Origin of the sequence: Algiphilus aromaticivorans DG1253 (assembly GCF_000733765.1) — a bacterium.
GTDB lineage: Bacteria > Pseudomonadota > Gammaproteobacteria > Nevskiales > Nevskiaceae > Algiphilus > Algiphilus aromaticivorans.
Window position 1 is genome coordinate 1,689,743 of sequence record NZ_JPOG01000001.1, and the last position, 25,955, is coordinate 1,715,697.

Consider the following 25,955-nt stretch of genomic DNA (forward strand, 5'->3'; position numbering starts at 1 on the left):
CGTCCGGACCGGCCGGAATGGCCGATCAGCGGTTGCCCTCAGCCGCTGCCACGCGCTCCGTCATGATCGTATCGATAACGCCGTAATCCTTCGCCTGCTCCGCGGACATGAAGAAATCGCGGTTGCTGTCGCGCTCGATGGTCTCGACCGCCTGGCCCGTGCACTCGGCGAGGATCTCGTTGAGCCGACCGCGCAGATAGAGGATCTCGCGCGCCTGGATCTCGATGTCCGAGGCCTGGCCCTGGGCACCGCCGTGCGGCTGGTGGATCATCACGCGCGAATGCGGTAGCGCATAGCGCTTACCCTTGGCACCCGCGGCCAGCAGCAGCGAACCCATGCTCGCAGCCTGGCCGACGCACATTGTGGCCACGTCCGGCTTGATAAAACGCATGGTGTCGAGAATCGACAGCCCCGCCGTCACCACGCCACCCGGCGAGTTGATGTAGACGTGGATGTCCTTCTCGGGGTTGTCCGACTCCAGGAAGAGCAGCTGGGCCACCACCAGATTGGCGACGTGGTCGTCGATGCCGCCGGTGATGAAGATGACGCGCTCGCGCAGCAGGCGCGAAAAGATATCGAAGGAGCGCTCGCCCCGGGGGCTCTGCTCGACCACCATCGGAACGAGGTGCTGGGCGCGCACGGAATCGGTCATTCGTGTCTCCTGGAAGGGATGAAGGCGGCAGGGTCAGAGCTTACTGCTGCCCGCCCTGTTGATTGAGAAGTTCCTGCAACGGAACGGTCTTGTCGGTAACGGTGGCGGAGGCCAGGACATGGTCGATGACCTGCTCCTCGATCACCATGGCACGAATGCCCTGCAGCATCTGTGGTTGCGAACGGTAATGCTGCTTGACCTTTTCGGGCTCGTCGTACTCAGACGCAAGCTCGTCGAGGGTCTGCTCGAAACGCGCTTCATCCAGCTCGATGTTGTGCTGACGAATCAGCTCACCCAACAGCAGGCCCAGCGACACGCGGCGGCTACCCTGCGGCTGCAGCAGCTCGTCCGGGATCATCTGCTGCAGCTGCTCGGCCGATAGCTGCGCGGCGTTGAAACGCTCTGCCGTCTCTTGGCGCAGCCGGCCGATCTCGTCGTTGACCATGGCCTGTGGCACATCAAACTCGTGCATCTCGAGCAGCTGATCCATGACCGCCGCCTTGAGCTTGTTGCGCGAGGCCTTCTTCTGCTCGCGCTCCAGCGCCTCGCGGCACTTCGTGCGCAGACCTTCAAGGCCAGCTTCTGGATCGACGCTGTGGGCCTGCAGGAACTCAGAGTCAATTTCCGGCAGCTGGACCTCGTTGACTTCCTTCATGCTCACCGAGAAGACCGCCTCGCGACCGCGCAGATCCTCGGCCTGATAGTCCTCTGGGAAGGTCAGCGTGACGTCGAATTCCTCGCCGGCGGCGTGGCCGATCAGGCCCTGCTCCAGATCCGGCAGGAACTTGCCTGCGCCAATCTCGACTTCCTGATTCTCGCCGGAACCGCCGTTGAACGCCTCGCCATCCATGCGGCCGACAAAGTCGATGCGCACGCTGTCGCCTTCGGCCGCAGCGCGCGGCACGGTTTCCAGCCGGCGCTTCGATTGACGCAGGTTCTCGACCAGCCGATCGACATCCTCATCCGTGACCTCGGCCACCGGGCGCTCAACGGCGACCTTCTCCAGATCGGCCAGCGTGATCTCGGGATAGACCTCGAAGCTGGCGCTGTAGACCAGTGGCTGCCCCTGCGTCTCGTCGGCCACTTCGAAGCTGGGCTGACCGGCCGGGCTGACCTCGGCCTGCTGCATGGCTTCCGGCCAGGTCTCGCGCACGATCTCGCTGATGGCGTCGGCCCGGGCCTGTTCGCCGTACTGCTGGCGAACAACCTTGAGCGGAGCCTTGCCGGGGCGGAAGCCGGGCACTTTGGCGCGTGTGCCGAGCTGGCGCAGGCGCTTGTCAACAGCATTGTCGAAACGCTCTGCCGGCACCGAGACGCGCAGCACGCGCTGAAGGCCACCCGGGTTCTGCAACTCCACTTCCATGCTCATCCGATCCTGTTGGTGATGATGAATCTGCTCGAAAGGCCGCCGGACGCGCCCTGTGGCACATCCGGCGGTAGCGAAAACTGGTGCGAAAGGCGAGACTCGAACTCGCACGCCTTGCGGCGCTGGTACCTAAAACCAGTGCGTCTACCAATTCCGCCACTTTCGCGTGTCTGATAGCCGACCGCTCCAGGGCTTCCGGCTTTGATCAGCCAGTATATCAGCGCTGTCCGTGCCGCCCGATCGGTAGTCCGAGGAGCGTGACATAATCCGCGCCCCCGTTTTCCGGCCGCGCCGCCCGTGTCCGACAAGCCGCCAGAGCCGATGATTCCCCGCCTGCCGCTGCCCGATGCCCGTTCGCTGCGAGTGAAATGGCCGCGCCTGCCCGAGGTTGCCCAGGCGCTGGCCCTCTGCGAGCACGCCGTTGACGGCACGCCACTGATCGTTGTCTGCGCCAACGAAAGCGAAGCCTACCGGCTGGAGTCCGAACTGCGCTTCTTCGCTGGCGAAGGCTTGCCCATCCGGCATCTGCCCGACACGGAGGTGCTGCCCTACGACGCCTTCTCGCCACATCAGGAGCTGGTCTCGGACCGCATGGCGGCGCTGGCCGCCCTGCCCGGCATGACGCGCGGCATCGTCGTAACCACCACCGAATCGCTGCTGCTGCGCCTGCCGCCGCACGACTGGCTGGCCGCCCGCCGCCTGCGCCTGGCCGAAGGCGACCGCCTGGACCCGCAGGCCTTCCGCGCCCAGCTGGTCGCCGCCGGTTACAGCTCGGTTTCCGAGGTGCAGACACAGGGCGAGTTCGCGCTGCGCGGCGCGCTGGTCGACCTCTTCCCCATGGGCAGCAACCGCGCCTACCGCATCGATCTTTTCGACGAAGAAGTCGAATCCATTCGCTGCTTCGATCCGGAAACGCAGCGCTCCACCGAGCGGGTCGCGGCCATCGATCTGCTGCCGGCCCGCGAATTCCCCACCGACGCCGAAGCCATCGAGCGCTTCCGGCGCAACTATCGTGCTTACTTCAGTGGCGATCCGAGCCGCTCCAAGGTCTACGAATCGGTCAGCCGCGGCATCATGCCGGCCGGCATCGAAGCCTACATGCCGCTCTTCTTCGAGCAGACGACCACTCTGGAGGCCTATCTGCCCGATGGCGCTGTGCTCTGCCTGCCACCGGAAGTCGAACGCGTATTCGAGGAACAGTGGCAGCAGATCCACGAACGCCACGAGCGCTACAGCGGCAACATCGAGCGTCCGCTGATGGCACCCGCCGACCTCTTTCGCGGCCCGGAGCCGCTGTTCCAGGCACTGGACGGGCAGGCTCGCGTCCTTTCCGGGGACGACGCCTCCCCACAGCAGACTGAGACACTGGAGGGCGATCAGGCCGATCTAGCCGCGGCGCTGGGGAAAGCACCACGCTCCTTGCTGGTCGCAGAGTCGCCCGGACGCGTGCAGGCGGTGCAGGACTGGCTGAAGCCGCAGGGCATGGAGGCCCGGCATTGCGCCGATTGGGCGGACTTCCTGCAGGGCCCTGGCCGCATCTGCATCGCCCAGGGACCGCTGCAGCAGTCGCTGCGGCTGGCCGACGGCACGCTGATCCTGGCCGAGACGCAGATCTTCGGCCTGCGCGCCCAGGTATCCCGACCGCGAGCGCGCGTGCGCGACCCGGATACGCTGCTGCGCGATCTCTCGGCGCTGAATCCGGGCAGCCCGGTGGTGCACGTCGAGCACGGCGTCGGCCGCTATCAGGGTCTGACCACGCTGGATGCCGGCGGCGTGTCCACCGAATACTTGATCATCGAGTACGCCAAGGGCGACCGCATCTATGTGCCGGTGGGCCAGCTCAATCTGGTCCATCGTTACACCGGCGCCGAGGACGAGGCCGCGCCACTGCACGGACTGGGCAGCGAACGCTGGAAGAAAGCCACTGCCCGCGCCAAGAAGCGCGCCTTCGACGTAGCCGCCGAGTTGCTACAGGTGCAGGCCCGCCGCGCAGCTACCGCCGGCAGCGTTATGCAGGTCGAGCCAGACGACTACGCCGCCTTCTGCGAGGACTTCCCCTTCGACACCACAGCCGACCAGCAGTCGGCCATCGAAGCGGTTCTGGCCGACATGGCGGCCGCCACTCCCATGGACCGCGTCGTCTGTGGTGACGTCGGCTTCGGCAAGACCGAGGTAGCACTGCGCGCGGCCTTCGCGGCGGTGACCAGCAACCGCCAGGTCTGCGTGCTGGTACCCACGACCCTGCTCGCCCAGCAGCACTACAAGAACTTCTGCGACCGATTCGCCGGCATGCCGGTGCGCATCGCCGCCGCCTCGCGCCTGCGCGGCGAAAAGGAGCTGAAGACCATGCTGGCCGATACCGCCGCCGGCAAGATCGACATCCTCATCGGCACGCACCGCCTGCTGCAGCCCGATGTGCGCTTCGACCACCTGGGCCTGGTCATCGTCGACGAGGAGCACCGTTTCGGCGTGCGCCACAAGGAGAAGCTCAAGGCCATGCGCGCGCAGGTCGACCTGCTGACACTGACCGCCACACCCATTCCGCGCACGCTGAACATGTCGCTGGCCGGACTGCGCGATCTCTCCATCATCGCCACCCCGCCCGAGGGCCGCATGGCGATCAAGACCTTCGTCGCCGACTGGGAGCAGGCGCTGGTGCAGGAAGCGCTGCTGCGCGAGCTCAAGCGCGGCGGTCAGATCTACTACCTGCACAACCAGGTCAAGGACATCGAACGCGTAGCGGCCGACCTGCGCAAGCTCGTGCCTGAGGCGCGCATCCGCGTCGCCCACGGCCAGATGCGCACCCGCGAGCTGGAGCAGGTGATGCTGGACTTCTATCACCATCGCTTCGATGTGCTCTGTTGCACCACCATCGTCGAGTCCGGCATCGACGTGCCCAACGCCAACACCATCGTCATCGACCGCGCCGATACCTTCGGCCTGGCCCAGCTGCATCAGCTGCGCGGCCGCGTCGGTCGCAGCCACCATCGCGCCTATGCCTACCTGCTGGTACCGTCGCGCAGTGCGCTGGCGGGCGACGCCGAGAAACGCCTGGAGGCCATCGAGAACCTCGGCGATCTCGGTTCCGGCTTCCAGCTCGCCACACACGACCTGGAGATTCGCGGCGCCGGCGAGCTGCTCGGCGACGAGCAGTCCGGCCAGATCGAGGAAGTCGGCTTTACTCTCTACGCCGATCTTCTGGAGCGCGCCGTCAAAGCAGTCAGAAGCGGCGCACTGGAGGACAGCGAACTCGCCGGCAGCGACTGCCACATCGATCTCGGTACCAGCGCGCTCATGCCGGAGGACTACGTCCCCGACGTGCACACCCGCCTCGCCCTCTACCAGCGGCTGACAGCGTGCGAGGACACCGCGGCGGTCGACGCGCTCAAGAGCGAGACCATCGACCGCTTCGGGGCTCTGCCTGAAGCCGCCGAGAACCTATTTGCCAATGCCGGGCTGCGCATTGCCGCGCGGGCACTTGGCATCACGCAGCTGCGCGTCGGTGACAGCTCGCTCAGCATCGACTTCGGCAGCGACAATCCGCTGGATCCGGTTGCGATCATCGGTCTGGTCCAGTCCGACCCCCGCGCGTGGCGCATGGAGGGCGAGAACCGTCTCATCCATCGTCAACCGGCCGAGGACGGCGCCGCGCGGGCCGCGCATGCGCGCGAGGTACTGCAGACCCTCACCGGCACCCGTCGCGAGGCCGCCGGCTCGGGACGGTCGCCTGCTACCCTAGACGCATGAAAAGACTGCTGACGGGGGCGCTGCTCGCCTGCGCCGCAAACCTCGCGCACGCCGACGACTGGCGCGTGGACCTGCTGATCTTCGCGCATGAGGAGTTTGCCGGCGACGAAGCCGGAACGGCGCCGGGCCCGTTGGACGCGGAAGAGGCCATTCCGCTCGACGAGCGAACCCGGCTCGAGGCCAACGGCATCCGCATCCTGTCGCCCGAGAACTCGCGCCTAAGCGCGCAGTGGCGCGGCCTGCAGAACGCCACCGCCTTCCGTCCACTGCTGCGCCTGTCCTGGCTGCAGCGCAACCCGCCGCAGCGCGGCGGGCCAACGCTGCTGCTGCGCCATGGGCAGCCGCTGCTTTCGCTGGATGGCGAGCCCGTGCGCCAACTCGAAGGCACCCTGCGACTCACGCTGCGTCGTTATCTGCATCTCGACGCGGATCTGCGCTGGAGCGAGCGCAGCGACACGGGCGCGTTAGTGCGCAGCTGGCCGCTGCGCGAACAGCGACGCATGCGCTCGGAGACGCTGCACTACATCGATAGCGCGCGACTCGGCCTGCTCGTGGAAATCCAACGCGTCGAGGGCACGCAGAACTAGCCCGTCGCAAGCCCCGGAGCGGCGACTTCACCGGCGGACCTGGCTGGAAACTCGACCTCCCGCGCCACACCCCAACCCTGCGCCAGATGCACACCCAGCCCTGCCAGCTGCGGCAGCATCGCCCGGTCCTCGACATGCTCGGCGATGCAGACCATACCCGCCGCCCGCGCCACATCAGCGATAGCCCGAACGACCTCGGCATTGAAGGCGTTGTCAGCGATGTCACGCACGAAGCTGCCATCGATCTTGAGGTAGCGCACCGGCAGCGAACTGAGATAGCCGAAGGAGGACATTCCGACACCAAAGTCATCAAGCGCGAGCTGTACCCCCATGCGGCTGAGCTGCTCGAAGAAGATGCGCGCAACCCCGAGCTGACGCACGGCGGCGGTCTCGGTCACTTCGAAGCACAGCCGACGGCGCAGGCAGGAGCGAGCCTCCAGACGCTCAATCAGCCAATCGCGGAAGCTGGGGTTGCTCAGCGACTGGCCGCTGAGATTGACCGCATGCAGCACACCATCGTCCGGCATCGACTCGATGGCCTTCAGCGCAGCATCCACCACCCAGCGGTCGATCGCGTCCATCAGAAAGTAGCGCTCGGCGCCCGGAATGAAATCTCCCGGCGGGACCATCCGACCGTCGTCATCGCGCATACGCACAAGCAGCTCGCGATAGACCGCCCGCGGCTCGCCGCTGACCGGTTGCACGTCCTGGCTGTGCAGCAGAAAGCGGCCGTCATCCAGCGCCGACAGCACGCGCGAGACCGAGGCCACCTCCGCGTCGTGCTGGCCGGCCGCATAGCTTTCGTTGGCGAAAGCCACCTGACCGCGCCCGCTCTCCTTGGCCTCAAAGCGCGCGCGCTCGGCCAGGCGCATCACCGATTGCACATCGCGGCTCGTGCTCGACAGCGGCGCCGCGCCGATGGTGATGGTCGAAGGCAGGTCGCGACCCTGCCAGCTGAATTGCAGTCCGCCAGCGGCATCGGACAATCGCTGCAGCAAAACACCCGCCTCGCGACGCGAGCAGGGCTGGATGAAGATGCCAAATTCGTCCCCGCCGATGCGTGCGAGCTGGTCGCCGGAGCGCAGCACGCCACGCATCGTCCCGGCCACAGCGCGCAGCAGCGCATCGCCCGCGATATGACCGGCCGCGTCATTGATCAGGCGAAATCGGTCCACGTCGGCATAGGCTACCCAGTACGGTCGATTGGGCGGAGTCCCGTCAAGCTCGCAGACCGTCACGCTGCGCTCGAAGTGCTCACGATTCGGCAACCCCGTCACGGGATCGTGATCGCGCGCGAAATCCAGTGCACGCGCGGCTTCGGCGGCTGCCGAGAGGTCGCTCATGGCGCAGACCGCACCACAGACCGTGCCATCGGGAGCCGCCAACGCGGCGAAGCGCGCCCGCACCGGTAGAGCACGCCCGCTGAAGACCGCGCAGAGGTGATCCATGCTCTCACCGCGCCAGCCGCGCTCGATCGCCCAGCGCACGGGCTCGACCACCAGCGCATCCGAGACCGGCGCCCCCGCGGCAAGCCGCGAAGCCTCGACGAAGCGCAGTACCGCCGGAAGTGCCTCGCCGCACAGCGAAGCGTTGTCGCTATCGAGCCAACGCGCTGCCGTCTCCGAGACCGCGTGAATGCGCTGCTGCGCGTCGACGACAATCACCGCGTCCACGGCGGCACGCATGATGCCGTCCACCACCGCATCCAGACTTTCCGCAGAAGAGGCGTCGACCAGTGGCTTCATGCTGGCGATGCTCGCGCCTACGGCACGCGCACACCACCGCTGTCAGGACAAACGGGGGAGAACAGCCGAAAGATGGTCGCGCAAACGTGCCATGCCGCGTGCAGCGTGCTCGGCAATCTCGCCGTGGATATCACCGCTGCCCATGCCGGCGGCCCAGTTCACGCAGACGGTTACCACGGCATATTCCAGGCCGAGCTCGCGAGCCAGAGCGGCCTCGGGCATGGTCGTCATGCCCACCATCCCGCAGCCGTCCTTGACGAGCCGGCGCACCTCCGCAGCGGTTTCCAGCCGCGGGCCCTGTGTGACCGCCAGCACGCCACCGTCGTGACGGCCTTCCTCGGCGCCGGCAAGCGCGATCAGGCGTCCGCGCAGCGGATCAAAAGGCACAGTGAAGTCGATGTGCTGCAGGGGCGCATCGGCGCTATCCGAGAAACTGTGGCTACGACCCCAAGTGTAGTCGACGACATCGTCGGGCAGCGCGATATGCCCCGGCGGAAAAGCGTCCAGCATCGAGCCGACCGCGGCCACGGCAATGACACGCGTAACCCCGGCCTCTGCCAGGGCGTGCATGTTCGCCCGGAAGTTGATGCGATGCGGCGGTATGTGATGCCCCGGACCATGCCGCGCCAGGAAGATGACCGGCGTATCTGCAAAACGGCCGGATTGCAGCGGCGCCGAGGGCGCACCCCAGGGCGTGTCCACGTCACGGGCCCCAGCGGCCTCGAAACCCGGCCACTCGTTCATGGCGGTTCCACCAATGACGGCGATACGTGCCTGGCTCATACCTCACCCGCTTTCAGTGCCCGCACCTCTGGAAGCTGACGCCAGAAGCCGTGGACATCCATGCCACAGCCGAAGACGTAACGATCCGGCACGCGCAGACCGACGAAGTCGGCGAGCCCCTCGTCCACACAGCGCGTGTGCTCCTTGCGCAGCAGCACGGCCACCCGCACGCTGGCCGGCCCGCCGGCGCGCACGGCCTCAACGATCTCCTGCAGCGTGTGCCCCTCATCGAGAATGTCATCCACGATGAGCACATCGCGACCGGCCAGGTCCGCGGGTGGCGCCACTTTCCAGACCAGTTCGCCGCCACGCGTACCGCCCCTATAGCGCGTGGCGTGCAGATAGTCGACATACATGGGGTTGGGCAGCCGCTGCAGCAGTTCGGCGCAAGGGTAGAAGCCCCCGTTCATGACCGATAGCGCGTGCAGCGGGGCATCGCCGTAGCGATCACGGATCTCGGCCGCCATGGCATCCAGCGCCGCCGCGACTTCGGAGGGACCATGAATGCGCTCGGAGGCGGCGAGCAGCGCGCCGGCCTCTTCGGCCACGGACTGCCAATCGCTTCGGCCGGTCTGGATCGTTTCGGAGGCTATCGGTGTGCTCATTCGGAGGGTTCCGGATGGGATGGGAAAGAGATGTCGATCGCGCGTGCCTGCAGGCCTTCCAGCCGGGCGCTGGCGGCGCGACTCACCGCCGGCAGCGGCGTGTCCAGCGCGCGCTCGGTTGCGGTGCGGTCGTTGCAGAAAAGAATCAGCTCGCAGCCAGCGGCATGCGCTGCCGCGACGCGCTCGGCCGGATCAGCAATGACACCGGCCGCGCCCATGCCGAGGTCGTCGGAGACGATAACGCCCTCGAAACCCAGATCGCCGCGCAGGATTTCGTCCAACCAGCGCCGCGAGAAGGTCACGGGCTGGCCATCCACCGCCGGGAACCGGATGTGTGCGGTCATCAGCGACGGAATCCCGCGCCGAATCATGGCGGCGAAGGGCGCCAGGCAGCTGGTGCGCAGCTCCTGCAGGGAACGCGGGTCTTCCGGCAGGGCTTCGTGCGAATCCATTGTCACACCGCCGTGCCCCGGAAAGTGCTTGCCGGTGGCCGCCATGCCGCCGCCATCGATGAGCCCATCGCAGAAGGCACTGGCCAGCGCGACGATGGTGTCGCCATCGGCGGCGATGGCGCGGTCGCCGATAACCGCGGCGACGCCGCGGTCGCAATCCAGCACCGGTGCAAAAGGCAGGTCGATGCCGCAGGCAGACAGCTCGGCGGCGATGACACGACCCTGCTCGCGTGCCGCGGCCAATGCATCGCCGGGAGCCTCGACCGCGCGCGCACCGATCTCGCCCATCGGCGGCAGCGCGCTGAAGCCTTCCCGGAATCGCTGCACACGCCCGCCTTCGTGATCCACCGCCACCAGCAGCCGCGGGCTGCGCAGGGCGTGAATCTCGGCAACCAGGGCGCCAAGCTGCGCACGGTCGCGGTAATTGCGCGTGAAAAGAATCACGCCACCGACCTGCGGATGCCGCAGCAGATCCCGGTCGGACGCATCAAGCGTTTCACCCGCGATGTCGACCATGAGCGGGCCCAGGGGCATATCGAGCGCATCACTCATGGATTTCCACCGTGCAGCCAACCGGGGTGATCTCGAAGAGCGCCACGACATCCTCACAGGCCATGCGGATGCAGCCATGCGAGGCTGGCACGCCGAGCGGCTGATCCGGCGGCGTGCCATGGATGTAGATGTAGCGACGCATCGTGTCCACTGCGCCGAAACGGTTGCGGCCCGGCTCGCGCCCACTGAGCCAGAGGATGCGGCCGAGAATCCAGTCGCGCGCCGGATGCGCTGCCGCCAACTCGGGCGTCCAGCACTCGCCGGTCGGTCGCCGGCCAACGAAAACGGCCATCGGATCCGCGCCGGCGCCTATGCGCGCGCGCACGACATGCCGGCCACGTGGCGTGCAGCCGCTGCCGTCACGCTCACCGGCACCGGCGGCGCCGCTGGAGATCACGAAGCTCCGGCACGCGCCTTCCGGCCCGTTCCAGTGCAGGCGCTGCCCGCGGAGGTCGATCTGCAGCCGGACCGCGCTCATTGCGCCGCGGCCCACTCCCGGTAGGGGTGCATCGCCAGCGCATGGTTGTAGTAGCAGCGCTGCTCGGTGACTTCCTCGCCCAGCCAGTCGGGTCGGGCGAAGCTTTCGTCCACCGCCCCGAGCTCGATCTCGGCCACGACGAGCCCGGCGTTAGCGCCCTCGAATTCGTCGACTTCCCAGCAATGCCCCTCGAAATCAACGAGATGGCGCGTCTTGTCGACGACACCCACGCAAAGGGTATCGAGGATCTCTTCGGCGTCGGCGCGAGGAATCGGGTAGTCGTACTCGGCGCGGGCGCTGCCCACGACGGCGGCCTTGATGTTGAGCCGCGCTTCATGGTCGTCGACGCGCACGCGCACGGAGGCGCGACTGCCCTCGCCGCCCAGATAGCCCTGGCGCATGCGCCGTGCCGAATGCGCGTGCGCGCGCCAGCCGTCGCCGCACAGCAGGAACTTGCGTTCGATTTCCAGCGCCATGCTCATCTCGTCAGGAGGGCCATGGATTCCACATGCGCGGTGTGCGGAAACATATCCATCACGCCAGCGCGCTCAAGGCGGAAGCCGTATTCGTGCGCAAGTATGCCGACATCGCGCGCCAGCGTTGCCGGATGGCAGGAGATGTAAACGATGCGCGACGCCTCTGAAGCCGCGAGCGCGGGCAGAATCTCTCGCGCGCCGGCGCGCGGCGGATCAAGCAGCGCCGCATCGAAGCGCCGTCCCTGCCAGCCCGCCGGTCCTCCCTCGCCAAAGAGATCGGCGCACTGCCAGTCCACCGTCAGCCCGGCCGCCTCGGTATTGGCGCGCCCGCGCGCCACCAGACCGGCCTCGCCTTCCACGGCGGTAACTTCGGCCCCGCGCGCTGCCAGTGGCAGCGTGAAATTGCCCAGACCAGCAAAGAGCTCCAGCACATGCGCTCCCGGATCCGGCGCCAGCCAATCGAGCGCCTGATGCACCATAACCTCGGCCAACGGCCCGTTGACCTGGATGAAGTCGGTGGGGCGCAGGGCCAGCGAATGCGCGCCGCCATCCGGCACGTAGCGGGGCAAGGGCGCCTTGCCCAGCGGGGCGGCCGTGTCGACGCCACCGGTCTGCAGCCAGATGTCGTAGCCCATGCTGCGCCCGAAACGACCCAACACCTCGCGATCCGCCGCGCTTGGCAACGCCAGCACGCGGAAGACCAGCGCAACGCGGTCCGTCGCGGCCACCTCGATCTGCGGAATCTGCTCGCGAATGGAAAGCCGGTCGATCATCGCACCGATATCGGCCAGATGGCGACCGACGCGCTGATCGAGCACCTCGCAGCCCTGAAGCACCGCCAGGAAAGGCGATCCGCGCTCGCGGAAGCCGACCAGCGTGCCGCCCTTGGCGGCTACATACTTCACTCCCAGCCGTGCGCGTCGGCGATATCCCCAGACCGGCCCGGCCAGCGGCTCGGCCCATTGCTCTGGCGCCACCTCACCGATGCGCTGAAAGGCTTCGGCCAGCTGATGCTGCTTGAAGCGGCGCTGCGCCTCGGGGGCCAGATGCTGCAGCACGCAGCCGCCACAAACACCGAAGTGCGGACAGGCCGGCTCTTCGCGCTCCGGGCTTGCCGTCAGCACCTCCAGGCAGACCGCCTCGTCGGCCTGCTTGCCGCCCTTGTGACGCTTCGCGCGGACGCGCTCTCCGGGCAGCGCATCGGCGACAAAAACCACCTTGCCGTCCACCCGTGCGATACCCCGCCCGTCGCTCGCCAGATCGGTGATCGCGCAGTCGAAGGGCGTCGGATCGAAACGATTTCTCCGGCGCGTGCTCACGGCGATGGGCCGGTTTTGAAAGCCACGGATTCCAAAGATTTCCGCAGATTCTTGTTTGTCCGCGTGATTCTGCGCTTGTCAGTAGTGCCCGTGCTGGCGGCGATACCGGAGTACGGCAGCGCGGCAGCAAATCGTGATGATCGATCAGACTCAATCTGCGTCAATCTGTGCAATCTGTGCAATCTGTGCAATCTGTGGCTAAAGATATCCGGGCGCTGAGGTCACGAAGGAAACACGCCGGTCGAGATGTAGCGGTCGCCGCGATCGCAGATGATGGCGGCGATGGTGGCGTTCTCCAGCTCGGCGCAGAGCTGCAGCGCGGCCCAGACCGAGCCGCCCGAGGATGGACCGCAGAAGATGCCCTCACGACGCGCCAGCTCGCGCATGGTGTCCTCGGCCGGGCCGGCGCCGCACTCGATGATGCGGTCCACCGCCTCGGCGCGGAAGATGCCGGGCAGATAGGCCTCCGGCCATTTACGAATACCGGGAATGCTCGAATCGCCGTCCGGCTGCACACCCACGACCTGCACATCCGGCGCGTGCTCGCGGAAATAGGCCGAGCAGCCCATGATCGTGCCGGTGGTACCCATGGTGGCGACGAAGTGGGTAAGCGAGCTCTTGGTATCGCGCCAGATCTCTGGGGCCGTGCCCTCGTAGTGCGCGCGCGGGTTGTCGGGGTTGCCGAACTGATCGAGCACCGTGCCTCGACCCTCGCGCTGCATCTCATCGGCGAGATCGCGCGCGCCTTCCATGCCTTCTTCCTGAGTCACGTGCACGATCTCGGCGCCGAAGGCTTTCATGACCGCACGGCGCTCCGCGCTCATATGCGCGGGCATGATCAGCGTCAGCGGATAGCCGGCGGCAGCGGCAACCATGGCCAGCGCAATGCCGGTGTTGCCGCTGGTGGCCTCGATCAGTCGATCGCCGGGATGGATCTCGCCGCGCTCGGCGGCGCGCCGGATCATGCTCCAGGCCGGGCGGTCCTTCACCGAACCGGCAGGATTGTTGCCTTCCAGCTTGAGGAAGAGGCGGTTGCTGCCAATGCCGTCTAGTCGGGTGACCTGCACCAGCGGCGTGTTGCCGATGAAATCGGTGAGCATGAATCGGCCGGACGCAGAGCGAGAGACGAAGAGCGCGATAGTCTAGCGAAGCCCGAAACACGTCGCTTTGCCCTAAGCTCCGCCCCCATGCGCTTGCCACAAGCCATCCCGCTTCGCTCACAGCTGCGCAGCCTTTCGCTCGTGCTGCTACCCGCGGTCGTCGGGGGCAGCGCGGCGGCCGCCGCGCTGGCGCTTCCGCGGCTGGCGCCCGAGTTCCCGACCCTGCCGCTGCCCGTGGCTATCGGCATCGGCGTCGTCGCCGCACTGCTCGGTGCACTGTGGGCAAGCCGACGCCTGCTGCAGCCCTGGCAGCAGCTGCACGCCGTGGCTCAAGCGCACCGCCAGAAGCGCTTCGAGCACATGCCGGGTTCCGGTCTCCCGGCAGAGGCGCGCGCCATAGCCGAGGCGCTGTCGGAGCACGCTCTGGCGCGCGACAGGCAGCAGCGCGCAACCAACGAGACCGTGCAACAGGCGACCAGCTCACTGCGCGACCAGCTGGCCAGCCTGCGCCGCAGCATGCGCGCCAGCGAAGGACGCGCCGAGGAACAGCAACGCGCCCTCGACCACCAGACGCAGCTGCTGGCCGGGCTGAGTCATGAGCTGCGCACGCCGCTATCGGCCATTCTCGGCCACGCCGAGCGGCTGCGTACCAGTCAGGCCAGCGGCGAGGGCCAGACCCACGCCGAGAGCCTCTACCGTTGCGCCCAGAATCTGCTCGGCATGATCAACGACCTCCTGGACTGGAGCCGCATCACCGCCGGCGCGCTGACGCTGCACGAAGTCAGCTTCGATCTGGCGGATACCGTCGAGGACGCGCTGGCCCTAATCGCACCCGCTGCCTGCGACAAGGAGCTGGAGCTGGTCCACTTCATCTACCACGACGTTCCAACCCGACTGCGCGGCGATCCGGCTCGACTGCAGCAGATCATGACCAATTTGCTCTCCAATGCCGTGAAGTACACCGCGCGCGGCGAGGTCGTTCTGCGCATCATGAAGGAATCGGAGGACAGCGAAGCGGTGCGACTGCGCCTGACGGTCAGCGATACCGGCATCGGCATCCCCGCCGAGCGGCAATCCAAGCTCTTCGACGCTTACAGCAGCGCCGCCAGCGGCCACCCTGGCAGTTCCACGGGCCTGGGCCTATCCATCGTCAAGAGCCTGGCGGAAGCGATGCACGGCTCGGTCGACGTCGACTCGAAAGCCGATCGCGGCAGCACTTTCGGCGTTACGGTTCAACTCGAACGCCAGCGTGACCACGGCATCGCGCCCCCCGCGCAGTCGCTGCGGGGCACCCGCGCCTGGCTGCTGGAACCCAGCGACACAGCCCGCCTGGCGCTGACCCACAGCCTCGACTATTGGGGCGTGCAGTGGCGCGTCTTTGATTCGGCCGACGCCCTCGGCGAAGCCCTCGGCGGCACCGACAACCCACCGACCTTTCTCATTCTCGGCCTGCGCATCGAGGAGCTGTCCGAGCGCAGCGTGCTCAGCCTGCTCGATACCCCCGCGCCCGACCCTTCGCGCGTCGTCCTGCTGCGCAGCGCCGCTCCGGGCGACATGCAGCAGGCACTACGCTGCGGCGCCGATACGGCGCTACCGAAAGCGGTGGGGCGTGGCGCGCTCTATCGCAATCTTTGTGCGGCGGCCGTCGGCCAACAACATGGCGAACGGCCGGCGCTGGCAAGCCTGCGTTTCCTGGTCGCGGACAATGCAACCGCCACGCGCGGCCTGATCGCACAGATGCTGCGCGAACATGGTGCCGAGGTCGTCTCTGCCGCCGACGGCAAGGAAGCCCTGGAGCGCTTCGAGCAGACTCCCTGCGACGGTGCCCTGCTCGACCTACACATGCCTGGCATCGACGGTCTGGATCTGATGCGCCGCCTGCGCGCCCGCGATACGAGCGCTCAGCGGCCGGCGCTGGTGCTGATGTCCGCCTGGTTCGATGCCGAGGAACAGCGGCGCGCGGCCCTTTCCGGCGCTGACGTGGTGCTGACCAAGCCCTTCGACAGTCGCCAGCTGCTGCGCGCCCTCGCCCCCTGGCTGCGCCAGCGCGGCGCCGCCCAGGCCAGCTCGCAGCCAGCTGACCAGAGCATCGACGCGCGCCTGCTGCAAGACGCCGAGCTGCGCGAAATGCTCGCCGAGGAACTCCCCCAGCAGCTCGCGGCCGTGGAAGACAGCTTCGCCGCCGGCGACGCCACAGCGCTGCGCGAGGCCGCGCATGCATTGCACGGCACGGCCGCTTTCTACCATCTGCACCGCTTGAAGGCGCAGGCCGCGCGCGTCGAACAGGGCGTGCTGCGCGGCGGCGGTGCACCGGCGGTGACGCTGGCCATGCGCAACGACATCGCCACGCTGCGGCGCGACGTCACCACGACGCTGAGCTCGCTGCGCGCCGCCGCCGAGCGCGGCTGAGGCGTCAGCCGCGCGCGCCGCGCAGGCGCCAGAGCGCGATCAGCAAAACCACCACCGAAGGTGCCAGCGCCGAGGGCAAGGGCGGCCAGCGGTAGATCAGCGCACTGCTGATCACCAATTCGTTACCCACCCAGAAGGCGACGCCGATGAGCACGCCCACGAGCAGGCGCTGCCCGGCACCGCTGTCGCGCAGCGAGCCCAGCACGTAGGGCACCGCCAGCAGCATCATGACCAGCACTGTCAGCGGCGACACCAGCTTCTGCCAGAAGGCCAGCCGGTGCTGCTGCGCGTCGAGACCGTTGGCCTGCAGATAGTCGATGAGCCGGTACAGGCCCCGGATTGACAGCGTGTCGGATTCCAGCACGACCAGCTGCAGCACGTCCGGCTGCGGCCCATCCTCCCACCGCAGGCTGTCGATGCTTTCGCGCGTCGCTCCCTCGGCATCCAGCCGCGTGACGCGCACATCCTCGGCGCGCCAGCCGCCATCCATGAAGCGCGCGCTGCCAACCTCGGCGACGCTGTCGAGCCCGGATTCGCCGTCCATGCTGTAGACCGTCACCGCCTCGACGTGCCGGGGGTTCTCGACGCGGCGGATGTGGTAAATCTGGTTTCCGCTGCGCAGCCACACCGGGCGCACCACCGCCCCCGGATCGGTGCCGTAGCGGGCTTCGCTCTTCAGGCGCTCGGCACCGCGCTCGCCGGCCGGGGCCACCACGTCGGTGAGCAGCAGCGCCAGCGCACCCAGCACCAAACCTGCACCCAGCGTCGCCGCGCCGATGCGCAACACCGAAACACCGGCCGCGCGCATCGCCACGATCTCCCCCTGCTGGGCGAGCGCGCCGAGTCCCAGCAGCGTACCGATGAGCGCGATGATGGGCAGCAGCACGAGCAGGATCGCCGGCGTCTGCATCACCACTACAAGCACCAGCTCGAAGAATCCGAAGTTCCCGCCAATGTCATCGGCTTCGGTGGCCAGCGTCACGAAGCTCTGCAGCGCCATCAGCGCCAGACCCACCACGGCCGAGAAGCCGAGCACGTGCAAGGCGATATGTCGGTCGAGGATCTTCATGCCTTCGGCCGCCCCGCGCGCCGCGCGCACAGCCAGATGCCTGCGGCCAGCGCCAGCGCGTGCACCGGCCACAGCCCGGCGGCCATGGGCAGCATGCCGCGCTCCAGCGCAGTCTGTCCGGCGCCGAGCAGATTGGCGTAGACGAGATAGACCAACAGCCCGAGCACCAGCTTGGAATAACGCCCTTGCCGCGGACCGACATGCGACAAGGGCACGGCAATGAGCACCATCAGCAGCACCGCCACCGGCGCCGAGATGCGCCAGTGGAACTCAGCCATGGCCTCGGCATCGCCGCGTTCGAGCAGCGCCGGCGTCGATTCGATCTTGGTCTTGGAGGGCGTGTACATCAGCGGTGGCGGCATCAACCGCAGCACCAGTCCCTCGAAGCTGACGATATCCCAGGCCAGCGCACCGTCGCGCTGCTGGTAGGCCTTGCCCTGCCGCAGCGCGATCTCGCGCGCACCATCACCTTCCAGCACGCGCTGGCTGCCACTGTCCGCAACGACGGTGCCGCTGAACTCCGGCATGTCGGCGTGGATGAAGACCGTCTCGAAGCGCGTGCCGCCGTCGCGCGCGCGCTCGGCGTAGAAGACCGCGTCGCCGCCGGCCATGCTGCTGAACCGCCCCGACTCGAAGGGGGCGTAAGACAGCTGCTCGCGCGCTTCCTGGGTGAGCTGATCCACCGCCCGTCCGGCACGCGGCCCCAGGTCCAGGGAGAGCATCGCGGTGAACAGCGCTGCGATGACGGCGAGCACGACGAAGGGCTGCGCCAAGCGCCCGAGGCCGACGCCACAGGCTGTAGCGGCGGTGATCTCCTGATCCTTGTAGAGCCGCCCCATCGCCAGCATGACGCCCAGCAGCAGCGAAATGGGCGTGATCAGCATCAGGTACTGCATTCCCGACAGCAGCACGACCTGCGCCACCAGATCGGGCGGAATACTGCCCTCGGCCGCTGCGGTCAGGAAGCGCACCGAACGGCTGGCCAGCATGACGAGCAGCAGCACGGCCAGTACCGCCGCCCAGGCGGCGGCGGTCTCGCGCAGCAGATAACGCGACAGGGTGCGCGCGCCTATCATCGGGCGCACCCTGGGTGCTGCCCGGACGAGCGGTCCGGCCGCCGCGACAAGGCTTGCAGCTCCCGCACGCTTGCCGGACACTCGCGGGTCCGCATCAGAAACTGCACGGAATAACGGGAAACAGGCCGATGGAATACTTCGTCAAGAGTGGCGCGCCCAGCAAGCAGCGTAGTGGCTGTGTCGTCGTTGGCGTCTACGAGCGCCGCAAGCTCAGCGAGGCCGCGCAGGCGCTCGATGGCGCCACCGGTGGCGCCATCACGCAGGCCATGCGCCGTGGCGACATGGACGGCCGACGCGACGACACGCTGCTGCTCCACGGACTTGACGGTGTACTGGCTGATCGGGTGCTCCTGGTTGGGCTGGGCCGCGAGCGCGACTTCGACGACAAGGCCTTCGTCCGCGCCAACGGCGCCGCCATCAAGGCCTTGCGCAAGACCGGCGCGACGGACGCGGTCAGCTATCTTACGCATCTCGTTCCGCGCAAACGCGACCTGAGCTGGTCCGTCATGCGCGCGGCGATGATCGCCGAATCCACGGCTTATCGCTTCACGCAGTGCAAGAGCAAACCCGAGCCACAGGAAGGCCGGCTGACCCGACTGACCTTCGACGTCGCCTCACGCAGCCATCTCCCCGAGGGTGAGGAAGCCCTGCGCCGCGCGCTGGGCATTGCCCAGGGCATGATGCTGACGCGTGATCTGAGCAATCTCCCGGGCAACCGTTGCACGCCCACTTACCTCGCCGATACCGGCCGCAAGCTCGCCTCGGACTATCCGGCGATCAAGACCAAGGTGCTCGACGAGAAGAAGATGGAATCGCTGGGCATGGGCGCCTTGCTGTCGGTATCGCGCGGCTCGCGCGAGCCGGCCACCTTCACGGTCATGGAATACATGAAGGGCCCGAAGAAGGCCAAGCCGGTCGTTCTGGTCGGCAAGGGCCTGACCTTCGACTCGGGCGGTATCTCCATCAAGCCGGCAGCGGCCATGGACGAGATGAAGTACGACATGTGCGGCGGCGCGGCGGTCTTCGGCGCCATGAAGGCGGTCGCCGAGCTCGGCCTGCCCATCAATGTCGTCGGAATAGTGCCCGCCTCCGAGAACATGCCCGACGGCCAGGCCAACAAGCCGGGCGACATCGTCACCTCGATGTCGGGCCAGACCATCGAGGTGCTCAATACTGATGCCGAGGGTCGTCTGTTGCTCTGCGACGCGCTGACCTACGTCGAGCAGAACTACGACGCCGACTGCGTCATCGACATGGCCACGCTCACCGGCGCGGTGATTATCGCGCTCGGCAAGCACGCCTCCGGCCTCTACGCCAATCAGCCGACGCTTGCGAAGGCGCTGACCGCCGCCGGCGAGCTCAGCGGCGACCGCGTCTGGGAACTGCCGCTGTGGGAGGACTACGAATCGGCGCTGAAATCACCCTTTGCTGACGTCGCCAACGTCGGCGGCCGCGAGGCCGGCTCGGTCACCGCCGCAGTCTTCCTGCACCGCTTTGCCAAAAAGCTGCGCTGGGCGCATCTGGACATCGCCGGCTCGGCCTGGGAGCAGAACCCCAAGGGCGCAACGGCCCGGCCGGTGCCGCTGCTGATGCAGTTCCTGCTGCAACGCGTGGACAACAGCAAGCAGAAATGACGCGGGTCGACTTCTATGTGCTGCCGGAGGCCGAGGATATCGGCCCGGTGATGCTGGTCTGCAAGCTCTGCGACAAGGCGGTGGGAGCTGGACAGAAGGTCTATGTGCACGTTGACGACCCGGCGCTGCTGGAGGATGTCGACGGCGCGCTATGGAGCTTCCGCCAGAACAGCTTCCTGGCTCACGAACGCGTGGAGCGCGGCGTCTGCTCGCCGCTGGCGGCGGTCGCCCTGGGCGACGGCGAGCCGCCGGAGAGCCATCGCGACGTACTGATCAATATCGCGGGTGAGACGCCGCGCTTCTTCTCCAGCTTCGAGCGTGTGCTGGAGCCGGTCTTCGGTGATACCGAACAGCGGGCAGCGGCGCGCAAGCGCTTCGGCTTCTATCGCGAGCGCGGCTACCCGCTGGCGACACACAAGCTCTGACATCACGCGCGCCACGCTTCCGGTACCCTTCCGGCCCCCAATCAGGCCGACCAACAGGCACAGGCATGGAAAAGGCATTCGAGCCGCGCGGCATCGAGCAAAAGTGGCGCGCGCAGTGGGAACAGTCCGGTTGCTACGCCCCCGACGGCGAGGGCGAGCCGCACACCATCGTCATCCCGCCGCCGAATGTCACCGGCACCCTGCATATGGGGCACGCCTTCCAGCACGCCATCATGGACGCCATCACGCGTCACAAGCGCATGCAGGGCCGCGACGCGCTCTGGCTGCCCGGCACCGACCACGCCGGCATCGCAACGCAGATGGTCGTTGAGCGGCGCCTGGAGGCCGAAGGCAAGTCGCGTCACGACCTCGGGCGCGAACCCTTCCTGCAGGCCATCTGGGACTGGAAGGCGCAGAGCGGCGGCACCATCACCGAGCAGATCCGCCGCATGGGCAACTCGGTGGACTGGTCGCGCGAGCGCTTCACGATGGACGAAACCTGCTCGCGCGCCGTCACCGAAGCCTTTGTACGCCTCTACAACAACGATCTGATCTACCGCGGAACACGCCTGGTCAACTGGGACCCACAGCTGGGCACCGCGATCTCGGATCTCGAAGTCGAGTCCGCAGAGGAAGACGGTCACCTTTGGCATTTTCGCTATCCGTTGGCCGACGGATCTGGCCATCTGACCGTAGCCACCACACGCCCCGAAACCATGCTGGGCGACACCGCCGTCGCGGTGCACCCCGAGGACGAGCGCTTCGCGCATCTTGTGGGCAAGCAGGTCATGCTACCGCTGGCCGAGCGGCCCATTCCCATCGTCGCCGACGATTTCGTCGAATCCGAGTTCGGCTCGGGCTGCGTCAAGATCACCCCGGCGCACGACTTCAACGACTACGCTCTGGGTCTGCGCCACGATCTGCCGCAGATCAACATCCTGACACCGGACGCCCGCATCAGCGACGCCGCGCCAGCGGCGTACGTCGGTCTCGACCGCTTCGAGGCCCGAGACAGGGTGGTCGCGGACATGGAGGCGCTGGGGCTGCTCGAACGCATCGACAAGCACAAGCTCATGGTGCCGCGTGGCGATCGCACCGGGGCGGTGGTCGAACCCTTCCTCACCGAGCAGTGGTTCGTGCGCGCCAAGCCCCTGGCCGATCGCGCCCTGGCCGCCGTCGAGGACGGGCGCATGCGCTTCGTTCCCGGCAACTGGATCAACACCTATCGCCACTGGTTGGAGAACATCCAGGACTGGTGCATCTCGCGGCAGATCTGGTGGGGCCATCGCGTGCCCGCCTGGTACACCCCCGACGGGCAGGTGCTCGTCGGCCGCGACGAGCAAGAGGCGCGCGCCGCCGGCGGCATCGATGCCAGCGTGCCGCTATCGCGCGACGAGGATGTCTTCGACACTTGGTTCTCCTCGGCGCTGTGGCCCTTCTCGACACTGGGCTGGCCCGAGACGACCACCGATCTGGCGCGCCACTACCCGGGCGACGTGCTGGTCACCGGCTTCGACATCATCTTCTTCTGGGTCGCGCGCATGGCCATGATGGGCCTGCACTTCATGGACGATGTGCCCTTCCGCGACATCTACATCACGGGCCTGGTGCGCGACGCCGACGGCGCCAAGATGAGCAAGTCCAAGGGCAATGTCATCGATCCGCTGGATCTCGTCGAAGGCATCGGCGCCGACGAGCTGGTCGCGAAGCGCACGGCGGGCATGATGCAGCCGCGGAAGGCCAAGGCCATCGAGAAAATGACGCGCGAAGCCTACCCGGAGGGGCTGCAGGCCACCGGCGTCGACGCGCTGCGCTTCACTTTCTGCGCGCTGGCTTCGACCGGCCGCGACATCCGCTTCGATCCGAAGCGCGCCGAGGGCTATCGCAACTTCTGCAACAAGATATGGAATGCCGCGCGCTTCGTGCTCATGCAGTGCGAGACCGAAGCGCTACCCGAGCAGGGCCAGGCCGTAACGCTGTCGGCGGCTGACCGCTGGATCGTCTCGCGCCTGCAGCGGGTCGAAACCGAGGTCGCGCAACACTTCAAGGACTATCGCTTCGATCTCATTGCGCAGACGCTCTACCACTTCGTCTGGCACGAGTACTGCGACTGGTACCTGGAGCTGGCCAAACCGGCATTGAACGGACGCGACGTCGCCGCCCAGCGCGGCACGCGCCGTACACTGCTGCTGGTGTTGGAGGCCATCCTGCGCCTGCTTCACCCGATCATGCCCTTCATCACGGAGGAGATCTGGCAGCGCATCGGCCCCCTTGCCGGCAAAGCCGGCGACAGCATCATGCGCCAGCCCTACCCCGAGGCTCAGCCGGAGAAGATTGACCCCGAAGCCGAGGGCGATATCGAATGGCTGCAGGGCTTCATCGTCGGCATCCGTAATATCCGTGGCGAGATGAATCTCGCCCCCGCGCTGGCGCTGCCGGTTTATCTGCGCGATGCCGCAGCCGGGGACGTCGAGCGCGTGCGGCGCATGCAGGCGTCGATCACAACCCTTGCCCGCGTCGAGCCCCCGCTCTTCCTGGAAGCGAGCGAAGAAGCGCCGCAGGCCGCCACCGCCCTGCTCGGCGACATGAAGCTACTGGTGCCGATGAAGGGCCTGATCGACACCGAGGCTGAGCTGGCGCGTCTGGACAAGCGCGTCGCCAAGGCCGAGAAGGAGCTGGCCGGCCTGGATCAGCGCCTGGCCAACCCGGACTTCGCCAAGGCCCCCGAGCACGTCGTCCAGGGCGCCCGCGACCGGGCCGAGCAGTTGCGCGAAGACCTCGCAGCCCTGCGCGAACAGCGCGAGCGCGTGGCCGCCATCGCCTGATCCAGAAGAGAAGCGGCCACAGATGGCACAGATTCACTCAGATTAATCACCTGGTGACGCTGACAAAGTCAGCGTCACCCAAACCATCCTGTCCATCTGTGAAATCTGTGGCTTCTTGCCGGAGACTCACTCCGCCGCCTGCTGGCGCACCAGCCGCAGCGTGCGCGGTTTGCGCGTGAGCGGGCGGCGCTGGGCTTCCGGCGCCTCCAGCGTGGAGAGGCAGCGCTCCAAGGTCTGGCTGATCATAAGCTGGTTGCGCAACTGCGCCATGCGCGGCCAGGTGGCACGCTCGCCTTCCAGGATGAAGCGGCGAACATCGTCGATGCGCGGATTCGCCGTCACACGCATGAATCGCCACAGACTGTTCTGCGGCATGATCGTAACGTTGCCGCGGTAGTTCTGATCGAGCATCGAGGCGGCGACATCCAGCGGCTTGCGCAGCGCGCCATCCGGCAGGCCGGAGCGCGCGATGTCGACCACGCTGCGCGACTGCTGCAGCAAGGTACCCATTGCAAGCTTGCGCAGCCCTGCCAGCCGACCGGCCCGCGGTCCTCCCTCGGCCCGACTCATGAAGGGGATAACGTGCGGATTGGTCTGGCTGACGACGAAGTGGTTGACGTTGTGCAGCCGCCGCAATCTCAGAATGGGGAGGTCGGACTTCAGAGAACCATCGTTCCACTTCAACGCCGGCATGAAGGGCACGCGCGCACCACGAGCGTCGCGTGTCATGAGCATCACGGGCGGGAAGATCAGCGGCACCGAGCAGGAAGCCGCCACCGCCTCGCGAATGCAGAGATAGGGAAAGGTCAGATGGTTGAGCAACCGCGGCGACTGGTTGCTGCCCGCCGGCGAGACCGTAATGTTGAGGCTGCGCCCGGAGGCCTCGAAGGCCTGCTCGAAGGTCAGATCCGGCACATTGGCCGCAATGGCACGACGCATCTGGGTAGGGTCCATCACCGAGCCAAAACGCAGCATGTCCGCGGGGCGCAGCGCGCGCCAGAAGCGGTAGTAGCTGTTCTCCGGATCGAGCAACGCCAGTGTTTCGTCCTCGTTGCGCGTCGACACGGCGGCTGCCACCACCGAGCCGGCACTGGAGCCGGACAGCACGCGCGGCAGCAGCCCCTCCAGATAGATCGCCTTGACCACACCGACGTGGAAGAGCCCCAGCGTTGCGCCACCTGAAAGCAGGAGACCGGACTGACCGAAGGAACGCGTGACATCGCGGAAGAACTTCAGCTTCTTGGCGTGCGGAAAATCCGGGAAACTGGTATCGGCGAGCCATTCCAGGGCCTCGGAGATGGTCTGCAGATACTGGTCGATAAGATTCTTGGTGCCGGTGCGCGCGTGGGCATAGAGCACCGGATTGCCGATGTTGCCGATATTCCAGTGCAGACCCTGGCGCAGATAGTGCACCAGCGCCGGGATGTCGCCTTCGGCGCGCAGCTGCTGCAGCTGTCGCAAGCGCGAGCGCAGCAGACGCCAGTCGTAATCCTCACTGGCATCCTGCTCCATCCATTCATCGAGACCCTCGCGCTGATCCAGCACTGAGGCGGCCTCGTGCCAGACGGCATAGCTCTCGGCGTTGCGCATGGCCACGTCGGCTTCGCGCGCGATTCGATCCATCGGCCAGTTTGTCCCGGTAGTGACTATTCAACGCATCCTGCGTCCATCCACCTTACAAGGCAAGCCGCAGCGGCATCGGTACACTCTGTCGCCGTTCTCTCACAGGAATTTCCCGATGCAGAAAGCGGCCGAGCAAGCGCTCGCGGCCATAGACGCCATCATCCTGGGCAAGGCCGAGCAGACCCGGCTGGCCTTCTGCTGCCTGATCGCCGGCGGTCACCTGCTCATCGAGGATCTACCCGGGGTCGGCAAGACGACGCTGGCGCACGGCCTGGCTCGAGTGCTCGGACTCGGCTATCAACGCATCCAGTTCACCAGCGACCTGCTGCCGGCGGACATCCTGGGTGTGGCGGTCTTCGACAGCGCCAGCGGCGCCTTTCGCTTCGAGTCCGGCCCCATCTTCACGCAGCTGCTGCTCGCCGACGAGATCAACCGCGCCTCGCCCAAGACCCAGTCGGCCCTTCTGGAGGCCATGGAGGAGAGCCAGGTCACCGTCGAGGGCGCCACGCGCCCGCTGCCCGCGCCCTTCTTCGTCATCGCCACGCAGAACCCGCGTGACCAGCTGGGCACCTACCCGCTGCCGGAATCGCAGCTCGACCGCTTCCTGATGCGCTTGTCGCTGGGTTATCCCCCCGCCGCCGCCGAGCGCCAGCTGCTACTCGACCCGGACCACCGCGACCTGCTCGCCGGGCAGACCGCCATACTCGACGAGGCCTCGGTGAAGGCGATGCAGGCCGCCACCCGCGCCGTGCACGTCGCACCGGCAGCGGCCGACTACATCCTCGCACTGGTCCAGTACACCCGCGACACCGCCGGACTCCGGCAGGGACTCTCACCGCGCGGTGGTCTGGCCGTGCGCCGCGCCGCCCAGGCCTGGGCGTTGCTCGACGGACGCGACGCCGTGCTTCCCGAGGATATACAGCAGGTCTTTGCGGCCGTCGTCGGTCATCGCCTACAGCCACGCCCCGATAGCGCCGAGATACCGCCAACACCCGCGGAGATCCTGGCAGCCGTTCCCCTTCCCTGATCACC

Annotated in this window: 20 protein-coding genes and 1 tRNA gene; 7 read left to right on the forward strand and 14 right to left on the reverse strand. The window is 67.1% G+C overall.

What is annotated here, in order from left to right; all coding sequences use genetic code 11:
• Positions 1–25: 25 nt before the first annotated feature.
• The 3 genes from clpP to U743_RS07845 all read right to left on the reverse strand — a co-directional run bounded on the left by clpP (position 26) and on the right by U743_RS07845 (position 2,184).
• Complete coding sequence (gene clpP / locus U743_RS07835; protein WP_043767093.1) at positions 26–652, reverse strand: ATP-dependent Clp endopeptidase proteolytic subunit ClpP; 627 nt, start codon at positions 650–652, stop codon at positions 26–28.
• Between the two features lie 40 nt (positions 653–692).
• Entirely contained in the window at positions 693–2,021 is a 1,329-nt protein-coding gene (gene tig, locus U743_RS07840) for a trigger factor (protein ID WP_232226745.1), read from the reverse strand.
• Positions 2,022–2,099: 78 nt separating this feature from the next.
• Positions 2,100–2,184, reverse strand: a tRNA-Leu gene (locus U743_RS07845).
• A gap of 155 nt (positions 2,185–2,339) precedes the next feature.
• Between U743_RS07845 and mfd the strand changes: the two genes are divergently transcribed.
• Both mfd and U743_RS07855 read left to right on the forward strand, forming a co-directional pair.
• Complete coding sequence (mfd, locus tag U743_RS07850; RefSeq protein ID WP_043767096.1) at positions 2,340–5,765, forward strand: transcription-repair coupling factor; 3,426 nt, start codon at positions 2,340–2,342, stop codon at positions 5,763–5,765.
• Positions 5,762–6,352 (forward strand): CsiV family protein, encoded by a 591-nt coding sequence (locus U743_RS07855; protein ID WP_043767098.1) that lies wholly within the window; start codon positions 5,762–5,764, stop codon positions 6,350–6,352. Before mfd ends, U743_RS07855 begins: the two co-directional genes overlap by 4 nt.
• On the opposite strand, the gene U743_RS07860 is transcribed toward U743_RS07855, so the two are convergent.
• The 8 genes from U743_RS07860 to cysM all read right to left on the reverse strand — a co-directional run bounded on the left by U743_RS07860 (position 6,349) and on the right by cysM (position 13,862).
• Positions 6,349–8,097 carry an EAL domain-containing protein gene (locus tag U743_RS07860; protein ID WP_052367708.1) on the reverse strand — a complete coding sequence of 583 codons (1,749 nt, stop codon included), beginning with the start codon at positions 8,095–8,097 and terminating at the stop codon, positions 6,349–6,351. The genes U743_RS07855 and U743_RS07860 overlap by 4 nt on opposite strands.
• Before the next feature lie 42 nt (positions 8,098–8,139).
• Positions 8,140–8,880 (reverse strand): S-methyl-5'-thioinosine phosphorylase, encoded by a 741-nt coding sequence (locus U743_RS07865; RefSeq protein ID WP_043767100.1) that lies wholly within the window; start codon positions 8,878–8,880, stop codon positions 8,140–8,142.
• Positions 8,877–9,485: a hypoxanthine-guanine phosphoribosyltransferase gene (locus tag U743_RS07870; RefSeq protein WP_052367709.1), complete on the reverse strand. Its 609-nt coding sequence runs from the start codon at positions 9,483–9,485 to the stop codon at positions 8,877–8,879. Before U743_RS07870 ends, U743_RS07865 begins: the two co-directional genes overlap by 4 nt.
• On the reverse strand, positions 9,482–10,489 hold the full coding sequence (gene nagZ, locus U743_RS07875) for a beta-N-acetylhexosaminidase (RefSeq protein ID WP_232226747.1): 1,008 nt from the start codon (positions 10,487–10,489) through the stop codon (positions 9,482–9,484). Before nagZ ends, U743_RS07870 begins: the two co-directional genes overlap by 4 nt.
• Positions 10,482–10,967 (reverse strand): L,D-transpeptidase, encoded by a 486-nt coding sequence (locus tag U743_RS07880; RefSeq protein ID WP_043767101.1) that lies wholly within the window; start codon positions 10,965–10,967, stop codon positions 10,482–10,484. The genes nagZ and U743_RS07880 overlap by 8 nt, the downstream gene beginning before the upstream one ends.
• Positions 10,964–11,443: a CYTH domain-containing protein gene (locus U743_RS07885; RefSeq protein ID WP_043767103.1), complete on the reverse strand. Its 480-nt coding sequence runs from the start codon at positions 11,441–11,443 to the stop codon at positions 10,964–10,966. The genes U743_RS07880 and U743_RS07885 overlap by 4 nt, the downstream gene beginning before the upstream one ends.
• Before the next feature lie 2 nt (positions 11,444–11,445).
• Positions 11,446–12,762, reverse strand: a complete 1,317-nt coding sequence (rlmD, locus tag U743_RS07890; protein ID WP_043767105.1) for a 23S rRNA (uracil(1939)-C(5))-methyltransferase RlmD — start codon at positions 12,760–12,762, stop codon at positions 11,446–11,448.
• Positions 12,763–12,983: 221 nt separating this feature from the next.
• Positions 12,984–13,862 (reverse strand): cysteine synthase CysM, encoded by an 879-nt coding sequence (cysM, locus tag U743_RS07895; RefSeq protein WP_043767107.1) that lies wholly within the window; start codon positions 13,860–13,862, stop codon positions 12,984–12,986.
• Between the two features lie 141 nt (positions 13,863–14,003).
• Here cysM and U743_RS07900 point away from each other — a divergent pair, with 141 nt between their 5' ends.
• Complete coding sequence (locus U743_RS07900) at positions 14,004–16,271, forward strand: ATP-binding protein (RefSeq protein ID WP_198021979.1); 2,268 nt, start codon at positions 14,004–14,006, stop codon at positions 16,269–16,271.
• Between the two features lie 4 nt (positions 16,272–16,275).
• Here the strand turns inward: U743_RS07900 and lptG are convergent, their stop codons facing one another.
• Together lptG and lptF are read right to left on the reverse strand one after the other, a co-directional pair.
• Entirely contained in the window at positions 16,276–17,340 is a 1,065-nt protein-coding gene (gene lptG / locus U743_RS07905) for an LPS export ABC transporter permease LptG (protein WP_043771664.1), read from the reverse strand.
• Complete coding sequence (lptF, locus tag U743_RS07910) at positions 17,337–18,416, reverse strand: LPS export ABC transporter permease LptF (protein WP_043767112.1); 1,080 nt, start codon at positions 18,414–18,416, stop codon at positions 17,337–17,339. The genes lptG and lptF overlap by 4 nt, the downstream gene beginning before the upstream one ends.
• Before the next feature lie 128 nt (positions 18,417–18,544).
• Between lptF and U743_RS07915 the strand changes: the two genes are divergently transcribed.
• From U743_RS07915 to U743_RS07925, 3 genes are all read left to right on the forward strand, one after another.
• On the forward strand, positions 18,545–20,050 hold the full coding sequence (locus tag U743_RS07915) for a leucyl aminopeptidase (protein ID WP_043767115.1): 1,506 nt from the start codon (positions 18,545–18,547) through the stop codon (positions 20,048–20,050).
• Positions 20,047–20,475, forward strand: a complete 429-nt coding sequence (locus U743_RS07920; protein ID WP_043767118.1) for a DNA polymerase III subunit chi — start codon at positions 20,047–20,049, stop codon at positions 20,473–20,475. The genes U743_RS07915 and U743_RS07920 overlap by 4 nt, the downstream gene beginning before the upstream one ends.
• 65 nt (positions 20,476–20,540) lie before the next feature.
• Entirely contained in the window at positions 20,541–23,300 is a 2,760-nt protein-coding gene (locus U743_RS07925) for a valine--tRNA ligase (protein ID WP_043767120.1), read from the forward strand.
• A 126-nt stretch (positions 23,301–23,426) separates the two neighbouring features.
• On the opposite strand, the gene U743_RS07930 is transcribed toward U743_RS07925, so the two are convergent.
• Positions 23,427–24,923, reverse strand: a complete 1,497-nt coding sequence (locus U743_RS07930) for a DUF3336 domain-containing protein (protein WP_043767122.1) — start codon at positions 24,921–24,923, stop codon at positions 23,427–23,429.
• A gap of 115 nt (positions 24,924–25,038) precedes the next feature.
• On the opposite strand from U743_RS07930, the gene U743_RS07935 reads away from it, so the two are divergent.
• Complete coding sequence (locus U743_RS07935; protein ID WP_043767124.1) at positions 25,039–25,950, forward strand: AAA family ATPase; 912 nt, start codon at positions 25,039–25,041, stop codon at positions 25,948–25,950.
• The last annotated feature ends 5 nt before the right edge of the window (positions 25,951–25,955 follow it).